This is a genomic window from Xanthobacter aminoxidans, from assembly GCF_043193615.1.
GTDB classification, from domain to species: Bacteria; Pseudomonadota; Alphaproteobacteria; order Rhizobiales; family Xanthobacteraceae; genus Xanthobacter; species Xanthobacter aminoxidans.
This window is the reverse complement of the sequence record NZ_JBAFUS010000002.1, coordinates 999,776-1,020,316: the sequence shown is the minus strand read 5'-3', so window position 1 is coordinate 1,020,316 and position 20,541 is coordinate 999,776. Positions and strand designations below refer to the sequence as shown.

At 69.2% G+C, this 20,541-nt stretch carries 20 protein-coding genes; 11 read left to right on the top strand and 9 right to left on the bottom strand.

Annotation, left to right across the window (positions count from 1 at the left end):
* Window positions 1–125: 125 nt before the first annotated feature.
* Entirely contained in the window at window positions 126–944 is an 819-nt protein-coding gene (locus V5F74_RS13760) for an indole-3-glycerol phosphate synthase TrpC (protein WP_029558723.1), read from the bottom strand.
* Window positions 945–1,175: 231 nt separating this feature from the next.
* Here V5F74_RS13760 and V5F74_RS13755 point away from each other — a divergent pair, with 231 nt between their 5' ends.
* From V5F74_RS13755 to V5F74_RS13745, 3 genes are all read left to right on the top strand, one after another.
* Window positions 1,176–1,508, top strand: coding sequence for a Rieske 2Fe-2S domain-containing protein (locus V5F74_RS13755; RefSeq protein WP_024278800.1), 333 nt, complete (start codon window positions 1,176–1,178; stop codon window positions 1,506–1,508).
* 84 nt (window positions 1,509–1,592) lie between these two features.
* Window positions 1,593–2,300 carry an SDR family NAD(P)-dependent oxidoreductase gene (locus tag V5F74_RS13750; RefSeq protein WP_394008594.1) on the top strand — a complete coding sequence of 236 codons (708 nt, stop codon included), beginning with the start codon at window positions 1,593–1,595 and terminating at the stop codon, window positions 2,298–2,300.
* A gap of 87 nt (window positions 2,301–2,387) precedes the next feature.
* On the top strand, window positions 2,388–2,675 hold the full coding sequence (locus tag V5F74_RS13745) for a helix-turn-helix domain-containing protein (RefSeq protein WP_051679276.1): 288 nt from the start codon (window positions 2,388–2,390) through the stop codon (window positions 2,673–2,675).
* Between the two features lie 322 nt (window positions 2,676–2,997).
* On the opposite strand, the gene V5F74_RS13740 is transcribed toward V5F74_RS13745, so the two are convergent.
* The 3 genes from V5F74_RS13740 to V5F74_RS13730 all read right to left on the bottom strand — a co-directional run bounded on the left by V5F74_RS13740 (window position 2,998) and on the right by V5F74_RS13730 (window position 5,236).
* Window positions 2,998–3,663, bottom strand: coding sequence for an O-methyltransferase (locus V5F74_RS13740; RefSeq protein WP_394008592.1), 666 nt, complete (start codon window positions 3,661–3,663; stop codon window positions 2,998–3,000).
* Between the two features lie 74 nt (window positions 3,664–3,737).
* Window positions 3,738–4,169 (bottom strand): DUF6163 family protein, encoded by a 432-nt coding sequence (locus tag V5F74_RS13735; RefSeq protein ID WP_024278796.1) that lies wholly within the window; start codon window positions 4,167–4,169, stop codon window positions 3,738–3,740.
* Window positions 4,166–5,236, bottom strand: coding sequence for an enoyl-CoA hydratase/isomerase family protein (locus V5F74_RS13730; protein WP_394008590.1), 1,071 nt, complete (start codon window positions 5,234–5,236; stop codon window positions 4,166–4,168). The genes V5F74_RS13735 and V5F74_RS13730 overlap by 4 nt, the downstream gene beginning before the upstream one ends.
* A gap of 241 nt (window positions 5,237–5,477) precedes the next feature.
* Here V5F74_RS13730 and hemB point away from each other — a divergent pair, with 241 nt between their 5' ends.
* Window positions 5,478–6,524 carry a porphobilinogen synthase gene (gene hemB, locus V5F74_RS13725; RefSeq protein WP_394008588.1) on the top strand — a complete coding sequence of 349 codons (1,047 nt, stop codon included), beginning with the start codon at window positions 5,478–5,480 and terminating at the stop codon, window positions 6,522–6,524.
* A 22-nt stretch (window positions 6,525–6,546) separates the two neighbouring features.
* Window positions 6,547–7,815 carry a threonine ammonia-lyase gene (locus tag V5F74_RS13720; RefSeq protein ID WP_394008586.1) on the top strand — a complete coding sequence of 423 codons (1,269 nt, stop codon included), beginning with the start codon at window positions 6,547–6,549 and terminating at the stop codon, window positions 7,813–7,815.
* Between the two features lie 482 nt (window positions 7,816–8,297).
* Here V5F74_RS13720 and purB read toward each other — a convergent pair whose 3' ends face one another.
* Together purB and V5F74_RS13710 are read right to left on the bottom strand one after the other, a co-directional pair.
* The gene (gene purB / locus V5F74_RS13715; protein ID WP_394008584.1) at window positions 8,298–9,605 is read right to left on the bottom strand and encodes an adenylosuccinate lyase; all 1,308 of its coding nucleotides are present in this window, start codon (window positions 9,603–9,605) and stop codon (window positions 8,298–8,300) included.
* Window positions 9,606–9,679: 74 nt separating this feature from the next.
* Complete coding sequence (locus V5F74_RS13710; RefSeq protein ID WP_394008582.1) at window positions 9,680–10,648, bottom strand: Na+-dependent transporter; 969 nt, start codon at window positions 10,646–10,648, stop codon at window positions 9,680–9,682.
* 821 nt (window positions 10,649–11,469) lie between these two features.
* Between V5F74_RS13710 and rnr the strand changes: the two genes are divergently transcribed.
* The 5 genes from rnr to rpmG all read left to right on the top strand — a co-directional run bounded on the left by rnr (window position 11,470) and on the right by rpmG (window position 16,637).
* Window positions 11,470–13,773: a ribonuclease R gene (gene rnr / locus V5F74_RS13705; RefSeq protein WP_394008922.1), complete on the top strand. Its 2,304-nt coding sequence runs from the start codon at window positions 11,470–11,472 to the stop codon at window positions 13,771–13,773.
* A 64-nt stretch (window positions 13,774–13,837) separates the two neighbouring features.
* The gene (locus V5F74_RS13700) at window positions 13,838–14,377 is read left to right on the top strand and encodes a DUF983 domain-containing protein (RefSeq protein ID WP_024278789.1); all 540 of its coding nucleotides are present in this window, start codon (window positions 13,838–13,840) and stop codon (window positions 14,375–14,377) included.
* Window positions 14,378–14,382: 5 nt separating this feature from the next.
* Window positions 14,383–15,117 carry an NUDIX hydrolase gene (locus V5F74_RS13695; protein ID WP_394008580.1) on the top strand — a complete coding sequence of 245 codons (735 nt, stop codon included), beginning with the start codon at window positions 14,383–14,385 and terminating at the stop codon, window positions 15,115–15,117.
* An 11-nt stretch (window positions 15,118–15,128) separates the two neighbouring features.
* Complete coding sequence (locus V5F74_RS13690; protein ID WP_029558734.1) at window positions 15,129–16,304, top strand: MFS transporter; 1,176 nt, start codon at window positions 15,129–15,131, stop codon at window positions 16,302–16,304.
* Window positions 16,305–16,469: 165 nt separating this feature from the next.
* The gene (gene rpmG, locus V5F74_RS13685) at window positions 16,470–16,637 is read left to right on the top strand and encodes a 50S ribosomal protein L33 (RefSeq protein ID WP_012115832.1); all 168 of its coding nucleotides are present in this window, start codon (window positions 16,470–16,472) and stop codon (window positions 16,635–16,637) included.
* Between the two features lie 168 nt (window positions 16,638–16,805).
* Here rpmG and V5F74_RS13680 read toward each other — a convergent pair whose 3' ends face one another.
* The 3 genes from V5F74_RS13680 to V5F74_RS13670 form a co-directional block, all read right to left on the bottom strand.
* Window positions 16,806–18,074: a lytic murein transglycosylase gene (locus V5F74_RS13680; protein ID WP_394008577.1), complete on the bottom strand. Its 1,269-nt coding sequence runs from the start codon at window positions 18,072–18,074 to the stop codon at window positions 16,806–16,808.
* A gap of 15 nt (window positions 18,075–18,089) precedes the next feature.
* Window positions 18,090–18,986 carry a glutamate racemase gene (murI, locus tag V5F74_RS13675; protein WP_250165722.1) on the bottom strand — a complete coding sequence of 299 codons (897 nt, stop codon included), beginning with the start codon at window positions 18,984–18,986 and terminating at the stop codon, window positions 18,090–18,092.
* A 120-nt stretch (window positions 18,987–19,106) separates the two neighbouring features.
* Window positions 19,107–19,802, bottom strand: a complete 696-nt coding sequence (locus tag V5F74_RS13670) for a DUF4336 domain-containing protein (RefSeq protein WP_394008575.1) — start codon at window positions 19,800–19,802, stop codon at window positions 19,107–19,109.
* An 83-nt stretch (window positions 19,803–19,885) separates the two neighbouring features.
* Between V5F74_RS13670 and V5F74_RS13665 the strand changes: the two genes are divergently transcribed.
* On the top strand, window positions 19,886–20,503 hold the full coding sequence (locus V5F74_RS13665) for a TetR/AcrR family transcriptional regulator (protein WP_394008573.1): 618 nt from the start codon (window positions 19,886–19,888) through the stop codon (window positions 20,501–20,503).
* Window positions 20,504–20,541: the final 38 nt, after the last annotated feature.

Sequence of the window (20,541 nt, the reverse complement as noted above, 5' to 3'; positions counted from 1 at the left end):
AAGTCCTTGAAAGACCACGCGCAAGCCGCTGCCGACGTGCTGCGGCGCCGCGCTTCCGCCGTCGCCCGGAGCACGCGCCGGTCTCTCCCAAGCAGGAAGCGGGCCAGATGGCGGGGAGGCGTCCGTCAGCCTACCGTCTCGATGCCGAGCACTTTCTCCAGCACTCCGGCGGGGTCTTCATCCCCCATCAGGGCGGTGCCCATCATCAGCGCCTTGGCGCCGGCCGCGCCGAGCCGCGCGCGATCCTCGGCGGTGCCGAGGCCGCCTTCCGCCACCACGAACGCCTTCTCTGGCGGGATGAGCGGGATCAGCGCCTCGCAGGTGCCGGGCACAAGCTCGAAGGTGTGGATGTTGCGGTTGGTGACGCAGATGAAATCCGCCCCCGCCGCCAGCGCCGTTTCCACGTCCGCCGGGGTATGCACCTGAACCAGCACGTCGAGGGCGATGGAGGATGCGCGCTCGCGATAGGCGGCAAGGTCCGGCCCGAGCAGCGCAGCCGACAGCACCACCGCATCCGCCCCGGCGAGGCGCGCCTCCAGGATCTGGTAGACGTCGTAGATGATGTCCTGCGCGAGGATGGTGAGGTCCACCGCGCCGCGCACGGTGGCGAGGTCCGAATAGGAGCCGCGGAAGGACTGCCGCTCCACCGCCACCGAAAGGGCCGCCGCGCCCACCGCCTCGAAATCCTCGGCCAGCGCCTTGTACGGCACCATGGTCTTCAGCGCCGGCTCGAACGGTGATCCGCCCTTCAGCTCGCAGATGATGCCGGGCTTGCCGGTGGCCCGGAAGGCGGCGGCCAGCGCGCCGTGGAAGCCGCGCGTCATGGGCATCTCGCCCACCTTGCCCTGGATCTGGCCCAGCGAGCGGCGGGCCTTAGCCTTGGCGAGCTGGTCGCGGCGCTGGAGGAGGAACGGCTTCAGCCGGCTGTTTTCGGGCAGGATCATGAAAGAACGTCCAGAGGCAAAGGTGAAAGGCAAAGGGGCAGGCGAAAGGAGACAGGCACGCGAACGGAGCAAAACGCTCCCGATGAATAAGCACCTACAGCTTCACAGATTTCGCGCGCTTTGGCCATGCCGCTTTCGCACCGCGGCAGAGGCGGCGGCGCGGTTGGCTCTTTCCTCTTGCACCGCAACGCGCGATGATCCGCCCATTCTTAGCCGATCGAGTTTTTGAAGATGTTCACGCGCGTCTGCAAAGCGGAAACCGTTGCCGAAGGCGGCATGCGGCTGGTGATCGCCGACAGTCACCTCATCGTCCTCGCCTGGCCCGACAATGGGGAGATCCGTGCCTTCCAGGGCGTCTGTCCCCATTCGAACACGCCGCTCAACGAGGCCGAGTTCGACGGCACCGTCCTCACCTGCCCGCTCCATCACTGGACCTGGGACCTGAATTCCGGCGCCCCCGTCGAGCCGCAGGAAAGCGCGCTCGCGGAATATCCGGTGAAGGTGGAAGATGGCGTCGTCTATATCGACACGGAAGGCATAGAGCCCCTGTTCGCCGCGCCCTGAGAGCGCCGCAGCCCGCCCCAATAATCAGTCGAGGCGCCGCGCCGGGTGCATTGCCGGGGTGCGGCCGAAGCCGGAGTTCGACCCGTGACAGATGAGACCGCCGCCCAGACCGCCATCATCGTCGGCGCAGGCAAGGGGCTGTCCGCCTCCCTCGCCCGCCGGCTCGCCCGCGAGGGCTTCCGCATCGCCCTCGTGGCGCGCGACGTGGAGAAGCTCGCGCCCCTCATCGCCGAGACCGGCGCCCGCGCCTGGGCGGCCGATGCCCAGGATGCGGCCGCCATCGAGGGCATATTCGCCGAAGTGGAAAAGGCCTTCGGCCCGCCCGACCTCGTCGTGTTCAACGCCGCCATGCGCTATCGCGGCCCGGTGGAAGTGCTGGACCCGGCCGACGTGATGGACGCCTATTCCGTCGGCGCCTTCGCCGGCTTCCTCACCGCGCAGGCGGCGGCACGGCGGATGCTGGCGCGGGGCAAGGGCTCGCTCTTCTTCACCGGCGCCACCGCCAGCGTGAAGGCCATGCCCCACTCGGTGCCCTTCTCCATGGCCAAGTTCGCTTTGCGCGCGCTGGCCCAGGGCCTTGCCCGGGAACTCGGGCCGCGCGGCATCCATGTGGCCCACTTCATCCTCGACGGCGGCATCGCCTCGTCCTGGGCGACGGCGGGGGAGCCGGGGCCGGCGGACAAGTGGCTCGATCCCGACGCCATCGCCGAGAGCTATCTTGCCGTCCACCGCCAGCACCGCTCGGCCTGGACCTGCGAGCTGGACCTGCGGCCCTGGGTGGAAAAGTTCTGAGGCGCCCGCGTTAAGCCTGCCGCTGCCCGTGCATTGTGGCGGGCGGGACAGCGTGCCATCTTCCGGTCCCAACGACGGGAGGATTTCGTGCCGCATTCCATGGTCAACGGCCGCCAGATCAAGGCCGGCCGCGCCCTGCTCGGCTGGTCGCGCAAGGATCTGGCCGAGCGCACCGGCGTGACCGCCGACACCGTGAAAGTGGTGGAGCAGGATGCCGTCACGCTGGAAGCCCTCTCCTCCACACGCACCCGCCTCTGCGCCACGCTGGAGGCCGAAGGCATCGCCTTCCTGAACGGCGGCAGCATGGGCGTGCAGATCGTCCCCAGGGACGAAGGCATCCGCGCCCAGGACCTCAACGCCTCCAACGACGACTGACGAGCCCCATGATCCTGCACAAATTCGCCGCCCGCCACTGGATCATCGTGGCGATCATCCTCGTCATCGCAACGCTGGCGTATCTCGGCAGCTGGTCGTAAAGCGCTCGTCCGGACATCCGCTCGAAAGGGCGGGCACGGTGCTCCTTCACCCAGTCGCGCCGTCATGCCCGGGCTTGTCCCGGCCATCCACGTCGGGCCGACCGCGCATTGGTCGGATGACTATCCCCAGCCTCACCACGTGGATGCCCGGGACAAGCCCGGGCATGACGGCCGGATAGGTCAGGCGAGAGCGTAAGGGCGACGAGAAACGGCTCCCGCCCTCACTCCACCAGCAGCAGCGCAAACCCGTCATAGCCCTTGGCGCCGACGGTCTGCACCGCCGTGGCGGTGAGGCGGGGCTCTGCGCCCGCGATCTCGTAGGTGCGGCGGATGCCGATGACCGAGGCGTCCGTGCTCGCCGCATCGAGCACCCGCCCGGCGCGCACCACGTTGTCGCAGACGATGAGCGTGCCCGGCCGCGACAGGCGCAGCGCCCAGTCGAGATAGGCGGGATTGCTCGGCTTGTCGGCGTCGATGAAGATGAGGTCGAACGGCCCCGCCCCTTCCGCCTCCAGCACCGGCAGCGTCTCGATGGCCGGGCCGACCCGCAGGTCGATGTGGTCAGACAGTCCCGCGCGGGCGAAATTGGCGCGGGCGACCTCGGCATGGTGGGCGTCCGCCTCCAGCGTCACCACCGTGCCGCCCTCAGGCAGCGCGCGGGCGAGGAAGAGCGTGCTGTAGCCGCCGAGCGTGCCGATTTCGAGGATGCGCCGCGCACCCATCATGCGGGCGAAGATGTGGAGCATCTGCCCCTGCGCCGCCGAGACGCTGATGGCCGGAAGGCCGGCGGCCTCCGACGCGGCCAGCACGGCGTCGAGCACCGGGTCCGCCGGCAGCAGCTTCTCGACGATGAAGCCGTCCATCTCGTTCCAGAGCGCTTCGTCCATTCCCGCCTCCGTCACAGCATTTGCCGGCGCAAGGAATACCGTTTGCGTGAAGGAAATGCGTCAGGTCCGGACGCTCAGTCCTGGTCGCTCTCCCGCGCGGCGCGGATGGAGAGAACGGCATAGGCCACCACCAGCGCCAGCTCCACCAGCGTGAACAGCATCAGCCGCGTCATGCCGGCCGGCGCCCAGATGCCGAGCACCACCTGCGTCAGCGTCGCCAGGAGCCACAGCACGATCGCCCAGCCGGCCCGCAGCCACAGCCCGACGCCGGCGATGGGATCGATGATCGCCGCCCAGATCACCGCCGCCTGCGCGGCCATGGGCATGGCCTCGAACCGGCTCGCCGGCCCGTCGCCGATGCCGAGGATGACGGCCCAGTGGATGATGCCTTCCAGCAGCAGGAAGGCCGCGACCCCGCGCAGGAACAGGAACAGCCGCCGCCGCCAGGGCGAGAGATTTTCCCATTGGGCGCGGGCGCTGGCGTCGATGGGATCGTAATGACTCATGTGCCGGGGGCCAGAAGTTCCAGTTCGTCGGGTATGGGATCGAAATGCGCCGCGATGACGGCCGGGTCCACCTCCGCGAGGGTCGCCGGCCGCCATTGGGGCGCGTTGTCGCGATCGACGAGGACCGCGCGCACCCCTTCGTAGAAATCATGCCCCGCCGCGACGCGGTTCACCACCCGGAATTCCAGCTTCAGACAGTCCCCAAGGTCGAGGGCCGGCCCGCGCCGCATCTGCTCCATGGTGATGGAGAGGCTGGTGGGCGACTTGCCGGCGATGTCGGTGAGGAGCGTGGTGGCGAACGCCGCATGGGGTCCCTCGCCCTCCGCCGCCGCCTGCAGCGCGCCGAGGATGCCGGCGAGATGGCCCCGCCCGAAGGCGTCGGCGATGAAGTCGGCCCGGTCGGCGAAGGCGCCGGGGCCGGGCTCGATGCGGTGATCGGCGATGATGCGCTCCACGTCGCCGCCCGCGCACAGCGCCTCTTCCAGCGCCGGGAAGGCGGCGCTCGGCACCACGTCGGTCGCAAGGCCGCAGGCGAAGGCCTCGGCGGCGCGGATGCGTGTGCCGGTCAGCGCCAGGAACACGCCGAACGCGCCGGGCAGGCGCGGCAGCACATGGGTGCCGCCCACATCCGGAAACAGGCCGATATTCACCTCCGGCATGGCGAACAGATATTTGTCGCCCGCCACGCGATGCGCGCCATGGGCCGAGAGGCCGAAGCCGCCGCCCATGCAGATGCCGTCGATGAGCGCCACATAGGGCTTGGGGAAGCTGCCGATATAGTCGTTGAGGACATATTCCTCGCGCCAGAAGGCGAGCGATTCGGCGGTGTTGCCGGCGCGGCCGAGGTCATAGAGCGTGCGCACGTCGCCGCCGGCGCAGAAGGCCTTCTCGCCCGCCGCCTTGATGACCACGCGGGTGACGGCCGGGTCCTGCGCCCATTGCCGCAGGCGCGGCAGAATCTCGCGCACCATGGAGAGGTTCAGCGCATTGAGCGCCTTCGGACGGTTGAGGGTGATGACACCGGCTTCGCCCTTCACCTCCAGCAGGACTTCAGGCTCCGTGGTCATTCATCCCTCCCTTGCCGCCGCTGAGCGGCGAACGCCCGCCGGCAGGGTTAGACGCGGCCGGAGGGAGCGTCAACGCGGGCCGGCGCACCGTGGTTGTGCGCGGGCGCACCTTGGGCCGTGCGGCGGCGCACACGCTGAACTTGCCGTGACCCTCTGCCGCGCGCCACTCGCGGGCGGCAGGCCGGGGGTCTATAAGGTCCGCTCGGTGCCCGTTCGCGGGCGAACGAAGAACGAGCGCATCATGCCCCTCTCCCAGCCCCGCCTGCATGCCGTTTCCGAAGCCGAGGCCACCGCCAGCCGGCTCGGCCTCGTCCACCGCCCCCGGCGGAACCGGAAGACGGACTGGGCGCGCCGGCTGGTGCGCGAGGCGACGCTGACGGTCGACGATTTGATCTGGCCGATCTTCGTGATGAACGGCCAGGCCACCCGCACCCCCATTCCCTCCATGCCCGGCGTCGAGCGCCTGACGGTGGACGAAGCGGTGCGCGCGGCCGAGATGGCGGCCAAGCTGAAGATCCCGGCCCTCGCCATTTTCCCCTATATCGATCCCTCCCGCCGCGACCCCACCGGCAGCGAGGCGCTGAACGACAACAACCTCGTCTGCCAGACCCTGCGCGCCATCAAGGCCGAGATCCCCAACCTCGGCCTCATCACCGACGTGGCGCTCGACCCCTTCACCAGCCACGGCCATGACGGCCTGCTGGAGGATGGCCGCATCCTCAATGACGAGACGGTGGAACTCCTCGTGCGTCAGGCGCTGGTGCAGGCCGAGGCCGGGGCGGACGTCATCGCCCCCTCGGACATGATGGACGGCCGCGTCGGCGCCATCCGCGCCGGTCTCGACGCCAACGGCTTCGAGGACGTGCAGATCATGTCCTATGCGGCGAAGTACGCCTCCGCCTTCTACGGCCCGTTCCGCGACGCCATCGGCACCGCCAAGACCCTCTCGGGCGACAAGCGCACCTACCAGATGGACCCCGGCAACGGGCTGGAAGCCATCCGCGAGGCCGCCCTCGATGTGGAGGAAGGCGCAGACATGTTGATGGTGAAGCCCGGCCTGCCCTATCTCGACATCGTGTGGCGGCTGAAGGAGACCTTCGGCCTGCCGACCTTCGCCTATCAGGTGTCCGGCGAATACGCGATGATCGAGGGCGCCATCCGCAACGGCTGGGTGGACGGCGACCGCATCATTCCGGAGAGCCTGCTCGCCTTCAAGCGCGCCGGCGCCGACGGCATCCTCACCTATTTCGCGCCGCGCGTGGCGCAGGCTCTGGCCGAACGGGGCTGAGGCCCCTCGCGGGAGAAGACTTATGACCGTGCCCGCGACGGCGCTGGAAATCGACCGGGAAAAGGACCTGCCCGTCACGCTGGCGGACGTGGAGGGCGCGTGGCCGCTGGTGCGCGCCTCGGTGCTGCGCACGCCGACCTTGCGCGCCCCGCGCCTCTCCGCCTTCACCGGCGCCGAGGTCTATGTGAAGTACGAGAACCTTCAGGCCACCGCCTCCTTCAAGGAACGCGGCGCGCTGGTGAAGCTCTCGCGCCTCACGCCGGAGGAGGCGCGGCGCGGCGCCGTGGCCATGTCGGCCGGCAACCACGCGCAGGCGGTGGCCTATCACGGCACGCGGCTCGGCATCTCCACCCTCATCGTGATGCCGGAGACGACGCCGCAGGTGAAGGTGGCCGCCACCGAGGCCTTCGGCGCCGAGGTGGTGCTGTTCGGCGAGACGGTGGCCGACGCCTATGAGGAGGCTGAGCGCATCTCCAAGGCGCAGGGCCGCGTCTTCGTCCACCCCTATGACGATGTGGACGTGATCGCCGGCCAGGGCTCGGTGGCGCTGGAGATGATCGAGGACGGGCCGGCCTTCGACGCTGTGCTGGTGCCCATCGGCGGCGGCGGGCTCATCGCCGGCATGGCCGTGGCCTTCGCCGGCCGCTCGCCCGCCACGCAGGTGGTGGGCGTCGAGACCCAGCTCTATCCCGCCATGTGGACCGCCATGACCGGTGAGGCCCGCCCCTGCGGCGGCCCCACGCTGGCCGAGGGCATCGCCGTGCGCAATGTGGGGGAGATCACCGCGCAGATCGTGCGGCGCCTCGTGCCCCATGTGGTGCTGGTGGACGAAACCGCGCTGGAGCGGGCGGTGAACGCCTTCCTCATGCACCAGAAGACACTGGCCGAAGGCGCCGGCGCCGCGGGCCTCGCCGCCCTCATCGCCGAGCCGGAGCGCTTCAAGGGCAAGACGGTGGGCCTCGTGGTCTCCGGCGGCAACATCGACCCGCGCATGATCGCCGGCATCTTGCTGCGCGAGCTGGAGCGGGAAGAGCGCATCGTCTCCTTCCGCCTCACCATCCTCGACCGGCCGGGCATGCTGGGCCGCATCGCCACCCTGCTCGGCAAGCTCGGCGCCAACATCCTTGAGGTGCACCACCGCCGCACCTTCCTCGACGTCCCCGCCAAGGGCACCCGCCTCGACCTCACGGTGGAAACGCGCGACCAGGCGCACGCGGAGCTGATCCAGAAGGCGCTGGAGGGTGAGGGGCTGCCGGTGCAGCGGCTGGGGGCGGGTGGCGCGGACTGGTAGGGGGCGTGTCGGGCGCGTTCCGCCGCCCTTATGGGCAACGGCGCTTTCGCTCAGCTCTTAACGTCATGCCCGGGCTTGTCCCGGGTATCCACGTCGGGCCGATGGCGCTCCCGTCCGCAGACTTTTTCCCGGCCGCACCACGTGGATGGCCGAAACCCGCATGTTTGCGGGTTTCGTTCTTGGGGACGGAAGTCGGCAACAGCCGACTTCCGGGACAAGCCCGGCCATGACGGCGGTTCTTGTGCCGGCGCCGCGTGCTCGCGTGGGAGCCAATCTCGCATCCCGGCCGACTGGAGCGGCAGCGGAAGGAGAGCCGGGACCCAGCGCAAGCACGCCCGCGAAGCGGTCAACTCCCGAGAGCCTCAGATCACGAAGCGCCTTCGGCGGACCCTTGCGCTGGGCCCCGGATCAGCGCTCCGGCTATCGCCGTCGCTTGTCCGGGGCTCAGGGGCGTGCCCTGCACGCCCTCTTTGCGCGCTCCCTCAAGCCCGGCCGAACACCCGCTTGAAGATGTTGTCCACGTTCTTGAAGTGGTAGCCGAGGTCGAACTTCTCGTTGATGTCCTCCTCGGACAGGTACTTGCGCACATCCGCGTCTTCCAGAAGGAAGGTGCGGAAGTCGCCCTCGCCGCGCCAGACGCGCATGGCGTTGCGCTGCACGAGGCGATAGCTGTCTTCGCGGCTGGCGCCCTTCTGGGTGAGGGCCAGCAGCACGCGCTGGGAGTGGATGAGACCACCCAGCTTGTCCATGTTCTTCTGCATGTTGTCGGTATGGACGACCAGCTTGTCCATCACGCCGGTGAGGCGCGACAAAGCGAAGTCCAGCGTCACGGTGGAGTCGGGGCCGATCATGCGCTCGACGGAGGAGTGGGAGATGTCCCGCTCGTGCCACAGGGCCACATTCTCCAGCGCCGGGGTCACATAGGCGCGCACCATGCGGGCAAGGCCGGTGAGGTTCTCGGTGAGCACCGGGTTGCGCTTGTGCGGCATGGCCGAGGAGCCCTTCTGCTCGGGGGAGAAATACTCCTCCGCCTCCAGCACCTCGGTGCGCTGGAGATGCCGCACCTCGGTGGCGAGGCGCTCCGCGGAGGAGGCAACCACGCCGAGCACGGCGAAGAACATGGCGTGCCGGTCGCGCGGGATGACCTGGGTGGAGACCGTCTCCACCTTCAGCCCCATCTTTTCCGCCACATGGGCCTCAACGGCCGGATCGATATGGGCGAAGGTGCCCACCGCGCCGGAGATGGCGCAGGTGGCGATCTCCTCCCGCGCCGCCACGAGGCGGGCGCGCGAACGCTGGAACTCGGCCGCCGCGATGGCGAGCTTCACGCCGAAGGTGGTCGGCTCGGCATGGATGCCGTGAGAGCGACCCACCGTGGGCGTCAGCTTGAACTCGAACGCCCGGCGTTCGAGCACCGCCAGCAGCTTGTCCACGTCGGCGATGAGCAGGTCGGCGGCCCGGGCGAGCTGCACGGCGAGGCAGGTGTCCAGCACGTCGGACGAGGTCATGCCCTGATGGACGAAGCGCGCTTCCGGCCCCACGAACTCGGCGAGGTGAGTGAGGAAGGCGATGACATCGTGCTTCACCTCGCGCTCGATGGCGTCGATGCGCTCCACGTCGAACTCGGCCTTGCCGCCCAGCTCCCAGATCTTGGCTGCGGCCTCCTTCGGGACGATGCCAAGCTCGGCCATGGCGTCGGCAGCATGGGCCTCGATCTCGAACCAGATGCGGAAGCGGGCCTCGGGGGACCAGATGGAGGCCATTTCCGGCCGGCTGTAACGCGGGATCATGGGGCGGTGCTCGTCAAAATGTCAGGCAGGCGGCTCGTCTAGCAGATGACGGCGGCGGGGGGTAGCCGCGCGGGTCACGCCTTGCGGCGGCCGGCGGCGCTCACACGCCGCGCCAGCGGCAGCATCACCACCGGCAGGAGGTAGATGGGGAATTGCGCTGCCGCAACGTAAAGCCAAGTCTCGTGCGGCAGGACAGCGCCGGTGGCGGCGATCACCACCGCCATGTTGCGATGGCCGCCGCAGAAGCCGAGCATCATCGCATCGCCCGGATCGACGGCGCGGAAGACGAGCGCGGTCGCGCCGAAGCCCAGCAGCGAGACGCAGAAAGCCAGCGCCACCAGCCCCGCCATGAAGGCGGGCTGGTCGAGGAAGGCGTGGGTCACGCCGTCCATCAGCCCCACGGCAAGAAGGCCCAGCAGCACCACGTTGAGCCCGTCGAGATGGGCGGAAATGGCTTCCACCCATTTCAGGCCCAAGAGCCGACGAATGAGGAGGCCGGCCCCCATCGTCCCGCCCACCACCGCGGCGATCCGCAGCGCCAGCGCCAGCGGATCGAGCGCCAGCGCGCCGCCGGAGAAGTGGAACACCAGCCCCGGCGCGGTGAGCGGCGTCAGCGCCATGCCGCCGAGCATGGTCACGAGCACCAGCCGGGCATCGAGGCCGAGCAGGGCCGCGAAGGCGGGGGCGGACATGATGGGCGGGGCCGAGGCCTGCATGATGAGGGCGAGGACGATGGCGTTGGGCTCGCCCAGAAGCCGCGTCGCCAGCCCCATCGCCAGCGGCAGCACCAGCATGACCCAGGCGCAGGCCAGCACTGCGATGCCTGCACGACGTGCGGTGAAGGCCCCGGCCATGGAGGTGCGCACGAATGCCAGCACCAGCAGCGCGAGGATGGTGGGCACCACCAGCGGCTTCGCCAGCGCCGCGAACGGCGGCACGGCCAGCCCGATGAACACGCTCACCGCCACCGCCGGCGCGCTCCGCCGACCGAGCCACGCCAGAAGGCGCGCACATGCGACCGCGGGCAGGAGGCCGGGGTTCATGGGGCAGTTCTTGCGGGGGAAAACGGCATCGCGCGGGACACAAGCCGTTCTAGCCCCAGCCGGTACTCAAGGGAACCCTTCCCGGCCGCTGAGCGAAGGTGCGGTGCACCGAATGGAGTGCATGTGCCTCCCACACGAACCGGCCAAGCCCCCTCTCCCCTTGCGGGAGAGGGCTGGGGTGAGGGGTGCGTCTCCCCCCGCTCAGCCACCGGGATGGCGGCACCGGCCCCCTCACCCCCAACCCCTCTCCCGCAAGGGGAGAGGGGGGGCGAGCGGCCCGCCCCGCTCTCGCGCTCCGGACGCACGAAGCGCAGCCGAAGCGCTGATCCGAGGCCCAGCGCAAGAGTTCCCGCGTAGCCGTCATCGCCCGGCTGGTCCGGGCGATCCACGGTTCGGCCCGGAAAATCCTTCGGACATTGCTCCAGCGGCTCGGTGGATCGCCCGGACCAGCCGGGCGATGACAAGCGGATATGATTGCGCTGGACTCCGGATCGGCGCTCCCGCTGCGCCGTCGCTTGTCCGGGCAACGGAGTGCTTGAGGCCCGGGGGCCGCAGCCCCACGGAAACCCACCACTGGCGGCCGGGGCGTGTTCCGGGTAGCGTCCGCAGGAAACCGGAAAGACCCATTGCCGAAGCGCCCCACCAAGCCGCCCACCCGCCATTCCAGCAAGGACGGCCACGCCGCCAGGATAGCGCGCGCAGACAAGACATCGCGCGCGGAAAAGCCGCTGCGCGCGACGAAATCCCGTGCCGCGCGCAAGCAGGCCGCCGCGGCCCATGAGGCGGCGGCGCTTGCCGTTGCGCCGCTGGCCACCGGCGAGATGCCGACAAAGGCGCAGGTGCTGGCCTTCATCGCCTCCCAGAACGGCGAGGTGGGCAAACGCGAGATTGCCCGCGCCTTCGGCCTCTCGCCGGCGCAGAAGGTGGAACTGAAGCAGCTGCTGCGCGACCTCTCGGAAGAAGGCACGGTGAGCCGCGAGCGGCGGCGCCTGCATGTGCCCGGCGCGCTGCCGGCGGTGGTGCTGGCCGACATCGTCTCCCGCGACGGCGACGGCGAGCTGGTGGCCATTCCGGTGGAATGGGACTCCGAGGCCCAGGGCGAGGCGCCGCCCATTCTCGTCCAGGTGCCGCGCCGCGCCTCCGGCCCCGCGCCGGGACTGGCGGACCGGGTGCTGCTGCGCATCGTGGAAGGCTCCATCGAGCATGCGGTCCCCCATGTGGGCCGCGTCATCAAGGTGCTGGAGAAGGCCCGCAAGCAGACCATGGGCATCTTCCGCGCGGCCCCGCAGGGCGGCGGCGGGCGCATCATCCCCATCGACAAGAAGCAGCTCGGCCGCGAATTGCAGGTGCCCCCCGGCGCCGAGCATGAGGCGCAGGACGGCGATCTCGTCACCGTCGAATTGATGCGCCAGCGCGTGTTCGGCCTGCCCACCGCGCGGGTGAAGGAAAAGCTCGGCTCGCTGAACTCCGAGAAGGCGGTGAGCCTCATCGCCATCCACGCCCACGGCATCCCCAACGCCTTCCCGGACGTGGTGGTGAAGGAAGCCGAGGCGGCGAAGCAGATCACCGTGCGCGGCCGCGAGGACTGGCGCGACCTGCCCCTCGTCACCATCGACCCGCCCGACGCCAAGGACCATGACGACGCCGTGCATGCGGCGGCGGACGAGGATGGCGGCTATATCGTCACCGTCGCCATTGCCGACGTCTCGGCCTATGTGCGTCCCGGCACGGCGCTGGACCGCGAGGCGCTCATTCGCGGCAATTCGGTCTATTTCCCCGATCGCGTCGTGCCCATGCTGCCGGAGCGCATCTCCAACGACCTGTGCTCCCTGCGCCCCAGCGAGGACCGGCCGGCGCTGGCGGTGCGCCTCGTCATCGGCGCGGATGGGCGCAAGCGCAGCCACAGCTTCCACCGTATCCTCATGCGCTCGGCCGGCAAGCTCGCCTATGCGCAGGCGCAGAACGCCATCGAAGGCCGCACCGACGACATCACCGATCCGCTGGTGGAGGGCGTGCTCAAGCCGCTCTATGCGGCCTATGCCTGCGTGAAGAAGGCCCGCGACGCCCGCCAGCCGCTCGATCTCGATTTGCCCGAGCGCAAGATCATCCTCAAGCCCGACGGCACGGTGGACCGGGTGGTGGTGCCGGAGCGCCTCGATGCTCACCGGCTCATCGAGGAATTCATGATCCTCGCCAACGTCGCCGCCGCCGAGACGCTGGAGGAGAAGAAGACCCCCCTCATCTACCGCGTCCATGACGGCCCGACGCTGGCCAAGCTCTCGGCCCTGCGCGACTTCCTGAAGACGCTGGACATCGGCCTGCCCAAGACAGACCAGGTGCGCCCCTCCCACTTCAACCGCATCCTGGACGAGGTGAAGGACACGGACGCCGCCCCGCTGGTGAATCAGGTGATCCTGCGCAGCCAGAGCCAGGCGGAATATGCCTCCGAGAATTACGGCCATTTCGGCCTGAATCTCCGCCGCTACGCGCATTTCACCTCGCCCATCCGCCGCTATGCGGACCTCATCGTCCATCGCGGCCTCGTGCGGGCGCTGGGTGTGGGCAAGGACGGGCTGCCGGAAGACGCGACCGTCGAGAGCCTCGGCGAGGTGGCGGCTGCCATTTCCGTTACGGAACGTCGCGCCATGGCGGCGGAGCGGGAGACGGTGGACCGGCTCATCGCCCATCATCTGGCGGACCAGATCGGCGCCACCTTCAACGCCCGCATCACCGGGGCGACCAAGGCGGGACTCTTCGTCGCGCTCGACATCACCGGGGCGGACGGCTTCATTCCCGCCTCAACCCTGGGCCAGGACTATTACCGGTACGACGAAGTGCGGCAGGCGCTGGTGGGAGACCGTACCGGCGAGATGCACCGCATCGGCGACCGGGTGGAGGTCAAGCTGGTGGAGGCCGCGCCGGTGGCCGGAGCGCTGCGGTTTGAGCTTCTGAGCGAAGGCTCCTATGTAAAGGGTCCGCGCGGGGGTGGCCCCCAGCGCCGCGGCGCGCCCTCCGGGTTCGCGGGCCGGCCGGGGAGATCCGCGCCGGGCCGTGCGAAGGCGGGCAAGGCAGGTTCCGGAAAGGCCGGCCCTGGCAAGGCCAAGCCGGGACCCGGCCGGCGCTGAGGCGTCCGGCCGATAAAACGTTGGAGAAGCGCGCTCCTCAGGGGCGACCGAGAGGTTCAGGACCGTGACCACGCCGACCGGCATGACCGTGACCCAGAAGCTGGCGACGCCCGAAGAGGCGGCGGCAGGCGAGGCCGCGGGTGCGCCCGGCGGCGCGTTCGAGCTTCCCCCGCCCCGCCGCGAGGTGCCCGGCGCCCTGATGCGCGGTGCGCGCGGCCTGTGCCCCGCCTGCGGCGCCGGCCGCATGTTTTCCAGCTATCTGAAGGTCTCGCCCTTCTGCGCCACCTGCGGCGAGGAGCTGTACCACCACCGCGCCGACGACGCGCCGCCCTATGCGGTGATCTTCGTGGTGGGCCACATCGTGGTCCCGCTGATGGTGCTGGTGGAGGAATTGTACCGGCCGGAGCTGTGGGTGCACCTCTCCCTCTGGCTGCCGCTGACGCTGGTGCTCTGCCTCGCCCTGCTACCGCCGCTGAAGGGCATGCTGGTGAACCTGCAATGGGCGCTGCGCATGCACGGCTTCGATTCCGGCAGTGAGGAACGGGAGGCGCCCCCCGAGGGTGCCGTCCGCCCCGTCATCCGTGCCGTCCGTCCGATACTCTGAGCATCATGAACGATTTTGCTACCCGCCTGACCGAAGCCGAGCGCCTTCAGGCTTCTCCCAACGTGCGCCCGCGCGACGCCGCCACCCTCATCCTGCTCGACAGCAAGGGCAAGAAGCCCCGCGTGCTGATGGGCCGGCGGCATCCCAAGCTCAAGTTCCTACCGGGCGTCTACGTGTTTCCCGGCGGCAGGCTGGAGAAGTCCGACAAGGCCATGCCGGTCTATGGCTGCCTCGATCCGGACAGTGAACGCCGGCTGATGGCCCACGTGCAGCGCCCGAGCCTCGGCCGCGCGCGCGGCCTCGCCGCCGCCGCCATCCGCGAGATGTACGAGGAGACCGGCCTGCTCGTCGGCACCAAGGAGTGCGGCGCCCCAGAATCCCCCGGTGATGACTGGCGCGCGTTCGAGGAGCGCGGGGTGTTCCCCGATCTGAGCGCCCTCACCTTCGTCGCCCGCGCCATCACCCCGCCCCGCCGCCCCCGGCGCTTCGACACCCGCTTCTTCATCGCCGACGCCACGGCCGTCTGCGACGAGGTGAAGGGGCTGGTGGGCGAGGAGTCCGAACTCATCGACCTTGCATGGCTGACCTTCGCGGAGACGGAGAAGCAGGAGCTTCCCACCATCACCCGCGTGGTGCTTGAGGAACTGGCCGCCCGCATCGATGCCGGCTTCGGCCCGCGCCTGCCGGTGCCCTCCTACGCCATGGTCCGCGGACGCTTCGTCCGCACCCTCCTGGATTGAAGCCGAACGCGATGCATGCTCCCCACGGGTCCCTCGGCCACATGAGCCGGACGGCCTCCATCGCGGCCGCCATCTCCGCCATCACGGTGGTGGGCGTCGGCATCAGCCTGTCCATTCCCCTGCTGGCGCTGGAGCTGGAATCGCGCGGCGTCACCGGCAAGTGGATCGGCATCAACACGGCGGTGGCCGGCATCGCCACCATCTTCACCGCGCCCTTCGTGCCGCTCATGGTGCGCAAGATCGGGCTGCGCGCGCTGCTGGTGGGCGCCATCGTGCTCGCCGCGGCGAGCCTCGTGGGGTTCAAGGCGGCGCCGTCCTTCCTCATGTGGTTCCCGCTGCGCTTCGCCTTCGGCGCGGCCTTGTGCATCCTGTTCGCGGTCTCGGAATTCTGGATCAATGCCCTCGCCCCGCCCAACCGGCGCGGGCTCATCATGGGCATCTACGCCACCGCGCTGTCGCTGGGCGCGGCGCTGGGGCCGACCATGCTCAGCGTGCTCGGCGCCTCCGGCTGGGCGCCCTACCTCGCCGGCGCCGTCGTGCTGCTACTCGGCGCCATTCCCATCCTGCTGGCACGGGGAATCACCCCCCGCATCCATGACGACAGCCACCACGGCGTGCTCACCTTCGTGCGGCGATCGCCCTCGGCGGTGCTGGCGGCGCTGGTGTTCGGCGCCATCGAGACGGCAGTGATGACCTTCCTGCCGCTCTACGGCCTGCGCCTCGGCCTCGCCGAGACCAGCGCCGCCCTGCTGCTGACGGCGGCGGTATTGGGCAACGTCGCCTTCCAGATCCCCATCGGCCTCATCAGCGACAAGGTGGACCGGCGGGTGCTGCTGCTCTGCTGCTCACTGGCGGGCGCGGCGGGGGCTTTCACGCTGCCGTTCGTGCCGGTGTCGAGCCCGTGGTTCCTGGCCATGATCTTCCTCGCCACGGGCGTGGTGGGCTCGCTCTACACGGTCGGCCTCGCCCATCTCGGCGAGCGTTTCCATGGCGCGGACCTCGCAGCCGCCAATGCGGCGTTCGTGATGCTCTATTCCGTGGGCCTCATCGCCGGCCCGCCGCTGGCCGGCGCCGGCATGGACCTCTACAACCCGTATGGCTTCGCCTTCGTCATCTCCACCATGCTCGCCGTCTATGCGGCCATCGTCGCCGTGCGGCTGATGATGCGCGGTCGGAGGGAGGCGTGATCCAGCGGAAGGGTCGCCCACCCTTGACATTAGGGGCGCATTGAGAGAGTTTCCGCGCCCACGAGCCGCCGGAGACCGGCAGCGCGTCCGTTCTTCTTTTCGCCACCTCACGGTTTGCAAAAACCAGACGGTCGCACGCCGCACGCGGCACCCAGGGATCAAGACATGGCCAAGGCTGCAACCATCAAGATCAAGCTCCTGTCCTCGGCGGACACGGGCGTGTTCTACGTCACCAAGAAGAATTCCCGCACCAAGACCGACAAGATCGTGCTCAAGAAGTACGACCCGGTGGTGCGCAAGCACGTCGAGTTCCGCGAGACCAAGATCAAGTGATCTGGATCGGGTGATCGCAGCGGGTCTGGACAACCGGAACCGCGCCACCTACAATTTGTGGTTCATCGTGACTGGATAGGGCACCCACCGGGTGCCCTTTTCTTTTGCGCGAGAGGGGCGCCGCAAGGCGCCCATTTCTTTTGGGCAGGCGGCTCGGGGCTGATTCCCCTACCGCCCCTGCCGCAGCGCGTTGAGGACGGTGAGCGAGGCGTAGCCGTCCGCCGGCGTGATTCCCGCCTTCTGCTGGAAGGCGCGCACCGCGCGCATGGTGTCGGCGCCCACGCGGCCGTCGGAGCCGCCGGTGTTGAAGCCCGCCGCCGTGAGGCGCTGCTGGATCTCCTGGATCTCCGCCAGCGTCAGCGCCCGCTCGCCGCCGGGCCAGGAGGCGACGAACGGCCCCTCCCCCATCACCCGGTCGCCGAGGTGCACCACCGCCAGCGCGTAGTTGGACGAGGGGTTGTAGGAGCGCACCGCAAAGAAATTGTGGAGCAGCAGCAGCGCCGGCCCGCCGGGACCGCCGGGCAGCCAGAGCCGCGCCGGCTCGTCATAGGCGGACAGGGACTGCCCCTCGATGGTGGTGAGGCCAAGTTCCCCCCACTGGGAGAGCGGGCGGCGCGTCTTGTTGTCGGCGAGGTCGGAATTGAAATTGCCGGGCAGCTTCGCCTCGAAGCCCCACGGCTCGCCGCGCCGGTACTTGCCGCGCTTCACCAGATAGTTGGCGGTGCCCGCCAGCGCGTCGTCCGGCTTGCCGAAGGGCGAGATGCGCCCGTCGCCGTCGAAATCCACGCCCATGTTGAGCCACACCTCGGGCATCCACTGGGTGTGGCCCATGGCGCCGGCCCACGAGCCGGTCATCTCCTGCGGCGTGCCCCAGCCCCGCTCGACGATGACGAGGGCGTTGAGAAGCTCCGCCTCCCAGTATTTGCGCCGCCGCGCATCCCCCCACGCCAAGGCCGCCAGCGAATTGAAGATGGGCTTCATGTGCTTGGGATTGTCGAGCACCTCGCCATAGGCGCTCTCCATGCCCCAATAGCCGAGCATCACCCGGCGATCGACGCCGAACGCCTGCTCGATTCGATCAAACAGACCGGAATATTGCTTCGCCTTCTGCTTGCCGGTGGCGATGCGCCAGTCGGAGACGCGGCGGTTGAGATACTGCCAGGACTGCTCGGTGAACTCTTCCTGGTTGCGATCCTGCGCATAGACCGAGGTGTCCGGCTTCAGGCCGCCGAACACCTTGTTGTAGGTGGCATCCGACACGCCGCGGGCACGCGCCCGGGCGCGGAAGGTCTCGACCCATTTGGGAAAGGGCTGCGCCGCCTGCTGGGCGAAGACGGGCGGGGCGAAAAGCCCGGCACCTGCCAGAAATGCGCTCCCCGCGAGACCGAGGGTGAAGGCGCGGCGGCCGATGAGGAGGCGGGATCGGTCGTCGGTCATGGTTCCTCGGCGGGATCAGCTGGGGGAGGCGAACGGCCGGGCGGAGGCCAGCACCTCGGGATCGGCCACGGTGCGGCCGACGATGGCGGTGACACGCTCCGGCTCGAACGGCCGCAGCGTGGAGATGAGGCGCACCGGCGCCGTATCGGGTGGCGCCACGGCCGGGCCGATGAGCTGCGTCACCCGCCGGGCGATGGCGGGCGCGGGATCGATCCAGGTGACCGGCCACGGCGCGAGGCGCTCGAAGCGGTCCACCAGCAGCGGATAATGGGTGCAGGCCAGCACCACCGTATCGGTGCGCCGGCCGCCGGCGGAGACGAAGCAGGGCGCGATCTCGGCGGCGATGTCCTCATCGTCCACCGGATCGCCTGATATGGCTGCCTCGGCGAGGCCGGCGAGCCGGTCGCTGGGCACGAGGGCCACGTCGCAGCCCTGCGCGAACTCGCGCACGAGGCCGGCCGTATAGTCCCGCCGCACGGTGCCGGGGGTGGCGAGCACGCTCACCCGTTTCGTGCGGGAGGCGATGCAGGCCGGTTTGATGGCTGGGACCGTGCCGATGAAGGGCAGCGCATGGCGCGCGCGCAGGCTCGGCAGCGCCAGCGTGGAAATGGTGTTGCAGGCGATGACCACCAGATCGGGCGAAACGTCCGCGATCAGCCGGTCCACCACATGGCCGACACGCTCCAGCATCACGTCGTCGGTGAGCGCGCCATAGGGAAAGGCCGCATCATCCGCCGCATAGACGAGCCGCGCATCCGGCCGGGCCTTGGCCACCTCGCGGAAGACGGACAGCCCGCCCACCCCCGAATCGAACACAAGAATGGTCGGCGCGACGCCGGGATGGGACGCGGTCGCGGTCAGCGGGGCGGCGAGGGAGGTCACGGCGGAACTCTCGATGGCAGCGTGTGCCATGGCTTATCCTCAATAGCGCAGGCGAGATTGTGACCGCGCCATCGTAAAGGAAGGGTGAGCGACGAGGCGGTTGGGATGACGCCTGCTGCTCGCGCACGACCTGAAGACGGGAAGCCGCGCTCAAGCAAGCCAACCGAAAGCGCGCCGGATAAAGGCGCGGCCATCGGCATGGACGGGATCAGCATGCGCCATCACCACGCGCTCGACCGGCCATTCCAGGATGCGTTCAAGCCCCCTTCTGGCGGCGGCGCGGTCCACGAAAGCGACACGGAATTTCCTCGGAACCTGCGGCTCGGGGGCGGTCATCAGGTCCATCTTGGCGACCCAGGCGCGCCAGCCGGTGAACCAGGTCGGAGCAAAGTGCTGGATGAGGTCAGTGACGAGGAGCGTGGCGCTGGGACGATGGAAGAAGAGCACCTCGGTGGTGATCAGATTGCCATGCATCGGCGTCTGGTCGATGTCGGCAGCCCAGTCCGAGGGGGGCTCTTCGCCGAGGTCGACCGCGATATCGAGGTCAGGGCGACGTTGGCGAAGCCCTGGGGCGGCATGGATGCGGGCGGCGGGATAGGTCGCCTGCCATTCGCCGAGAAACCGGTCATGCAAGGTGTTCGGAGCGATCAGGTACCGCACGGGACCGAGGGCGTCGACCTCCCGCCGCAGCGCATCGGACAGCGCCACGGGCGACCAGATGAACAGCGACCCTTCCGTCAGCCGGACCACCGCCATGCGGGTGGGATAGTGGAAGCCGCCGCCGGCCGTGACGACCGGCCCGTCGGCGATCCAGAGGTTCGGTCCGAAAGCCTGCAAAGCCGTCATGCGGCGACCTTTCGATTGCGAGGGCGCGTACGCGCGCGCAGATTGGCATACACGCCTGTATAAAATTACACATGAGTATAATTATGCCCAGCGTCAAGCGAACCGACCGGTCGCGCGGCCTTATCCTCGATGCCGCTGACCGCGTGTTCCGCGAAAAGGGCTTCGCGGCGGCATCGGTGGAGGAGATCGCCTCCCGCGCGGGGCTGACCCGCAAGACGGTCTACAACCTGTTCGGCTCCAAGGAGGAGATCGCGCACCACCTGATCGCGCGGGCCGAAGCGCAGGATCAGGGCTATCGCGCCCGTATGGCGGCAGGCGAGGATGCGCTGGGCCTGCTGGAGACGATCCTGCTGGACAGCGCCGGCTGGTGCCTCGCCAATCCTTCACTCGCCCGACTGGCGCTGGCGCCAGCGGAGCGGCCGCGCCTGGAGCCGCCCGCGGACCGGTCGTCCTTTCAAGGCTTGGTTCGGGATGTGCTGCTGCTCGGTCAGCGCCAGGCCATGATCCGCGCGGATGAGGACGCCAACTTCATGAGCCTGGTGCTGCTGGGCGTCTACGGTCAGGCGATGCTGACGGCGTTGGCCGGCGGACCGTTCGACGCGAAAGACGTTGTGCGCCTGATCCGGATCGTGGTGGAGGGCATCGGGCGCGCCAGAACGGATCAGGATGTCCCCGCCCCGCCGAAACGTCAGCGCCGTTGACGCTTGACATGCGCTATATCTGAACGAATATAGCTCTA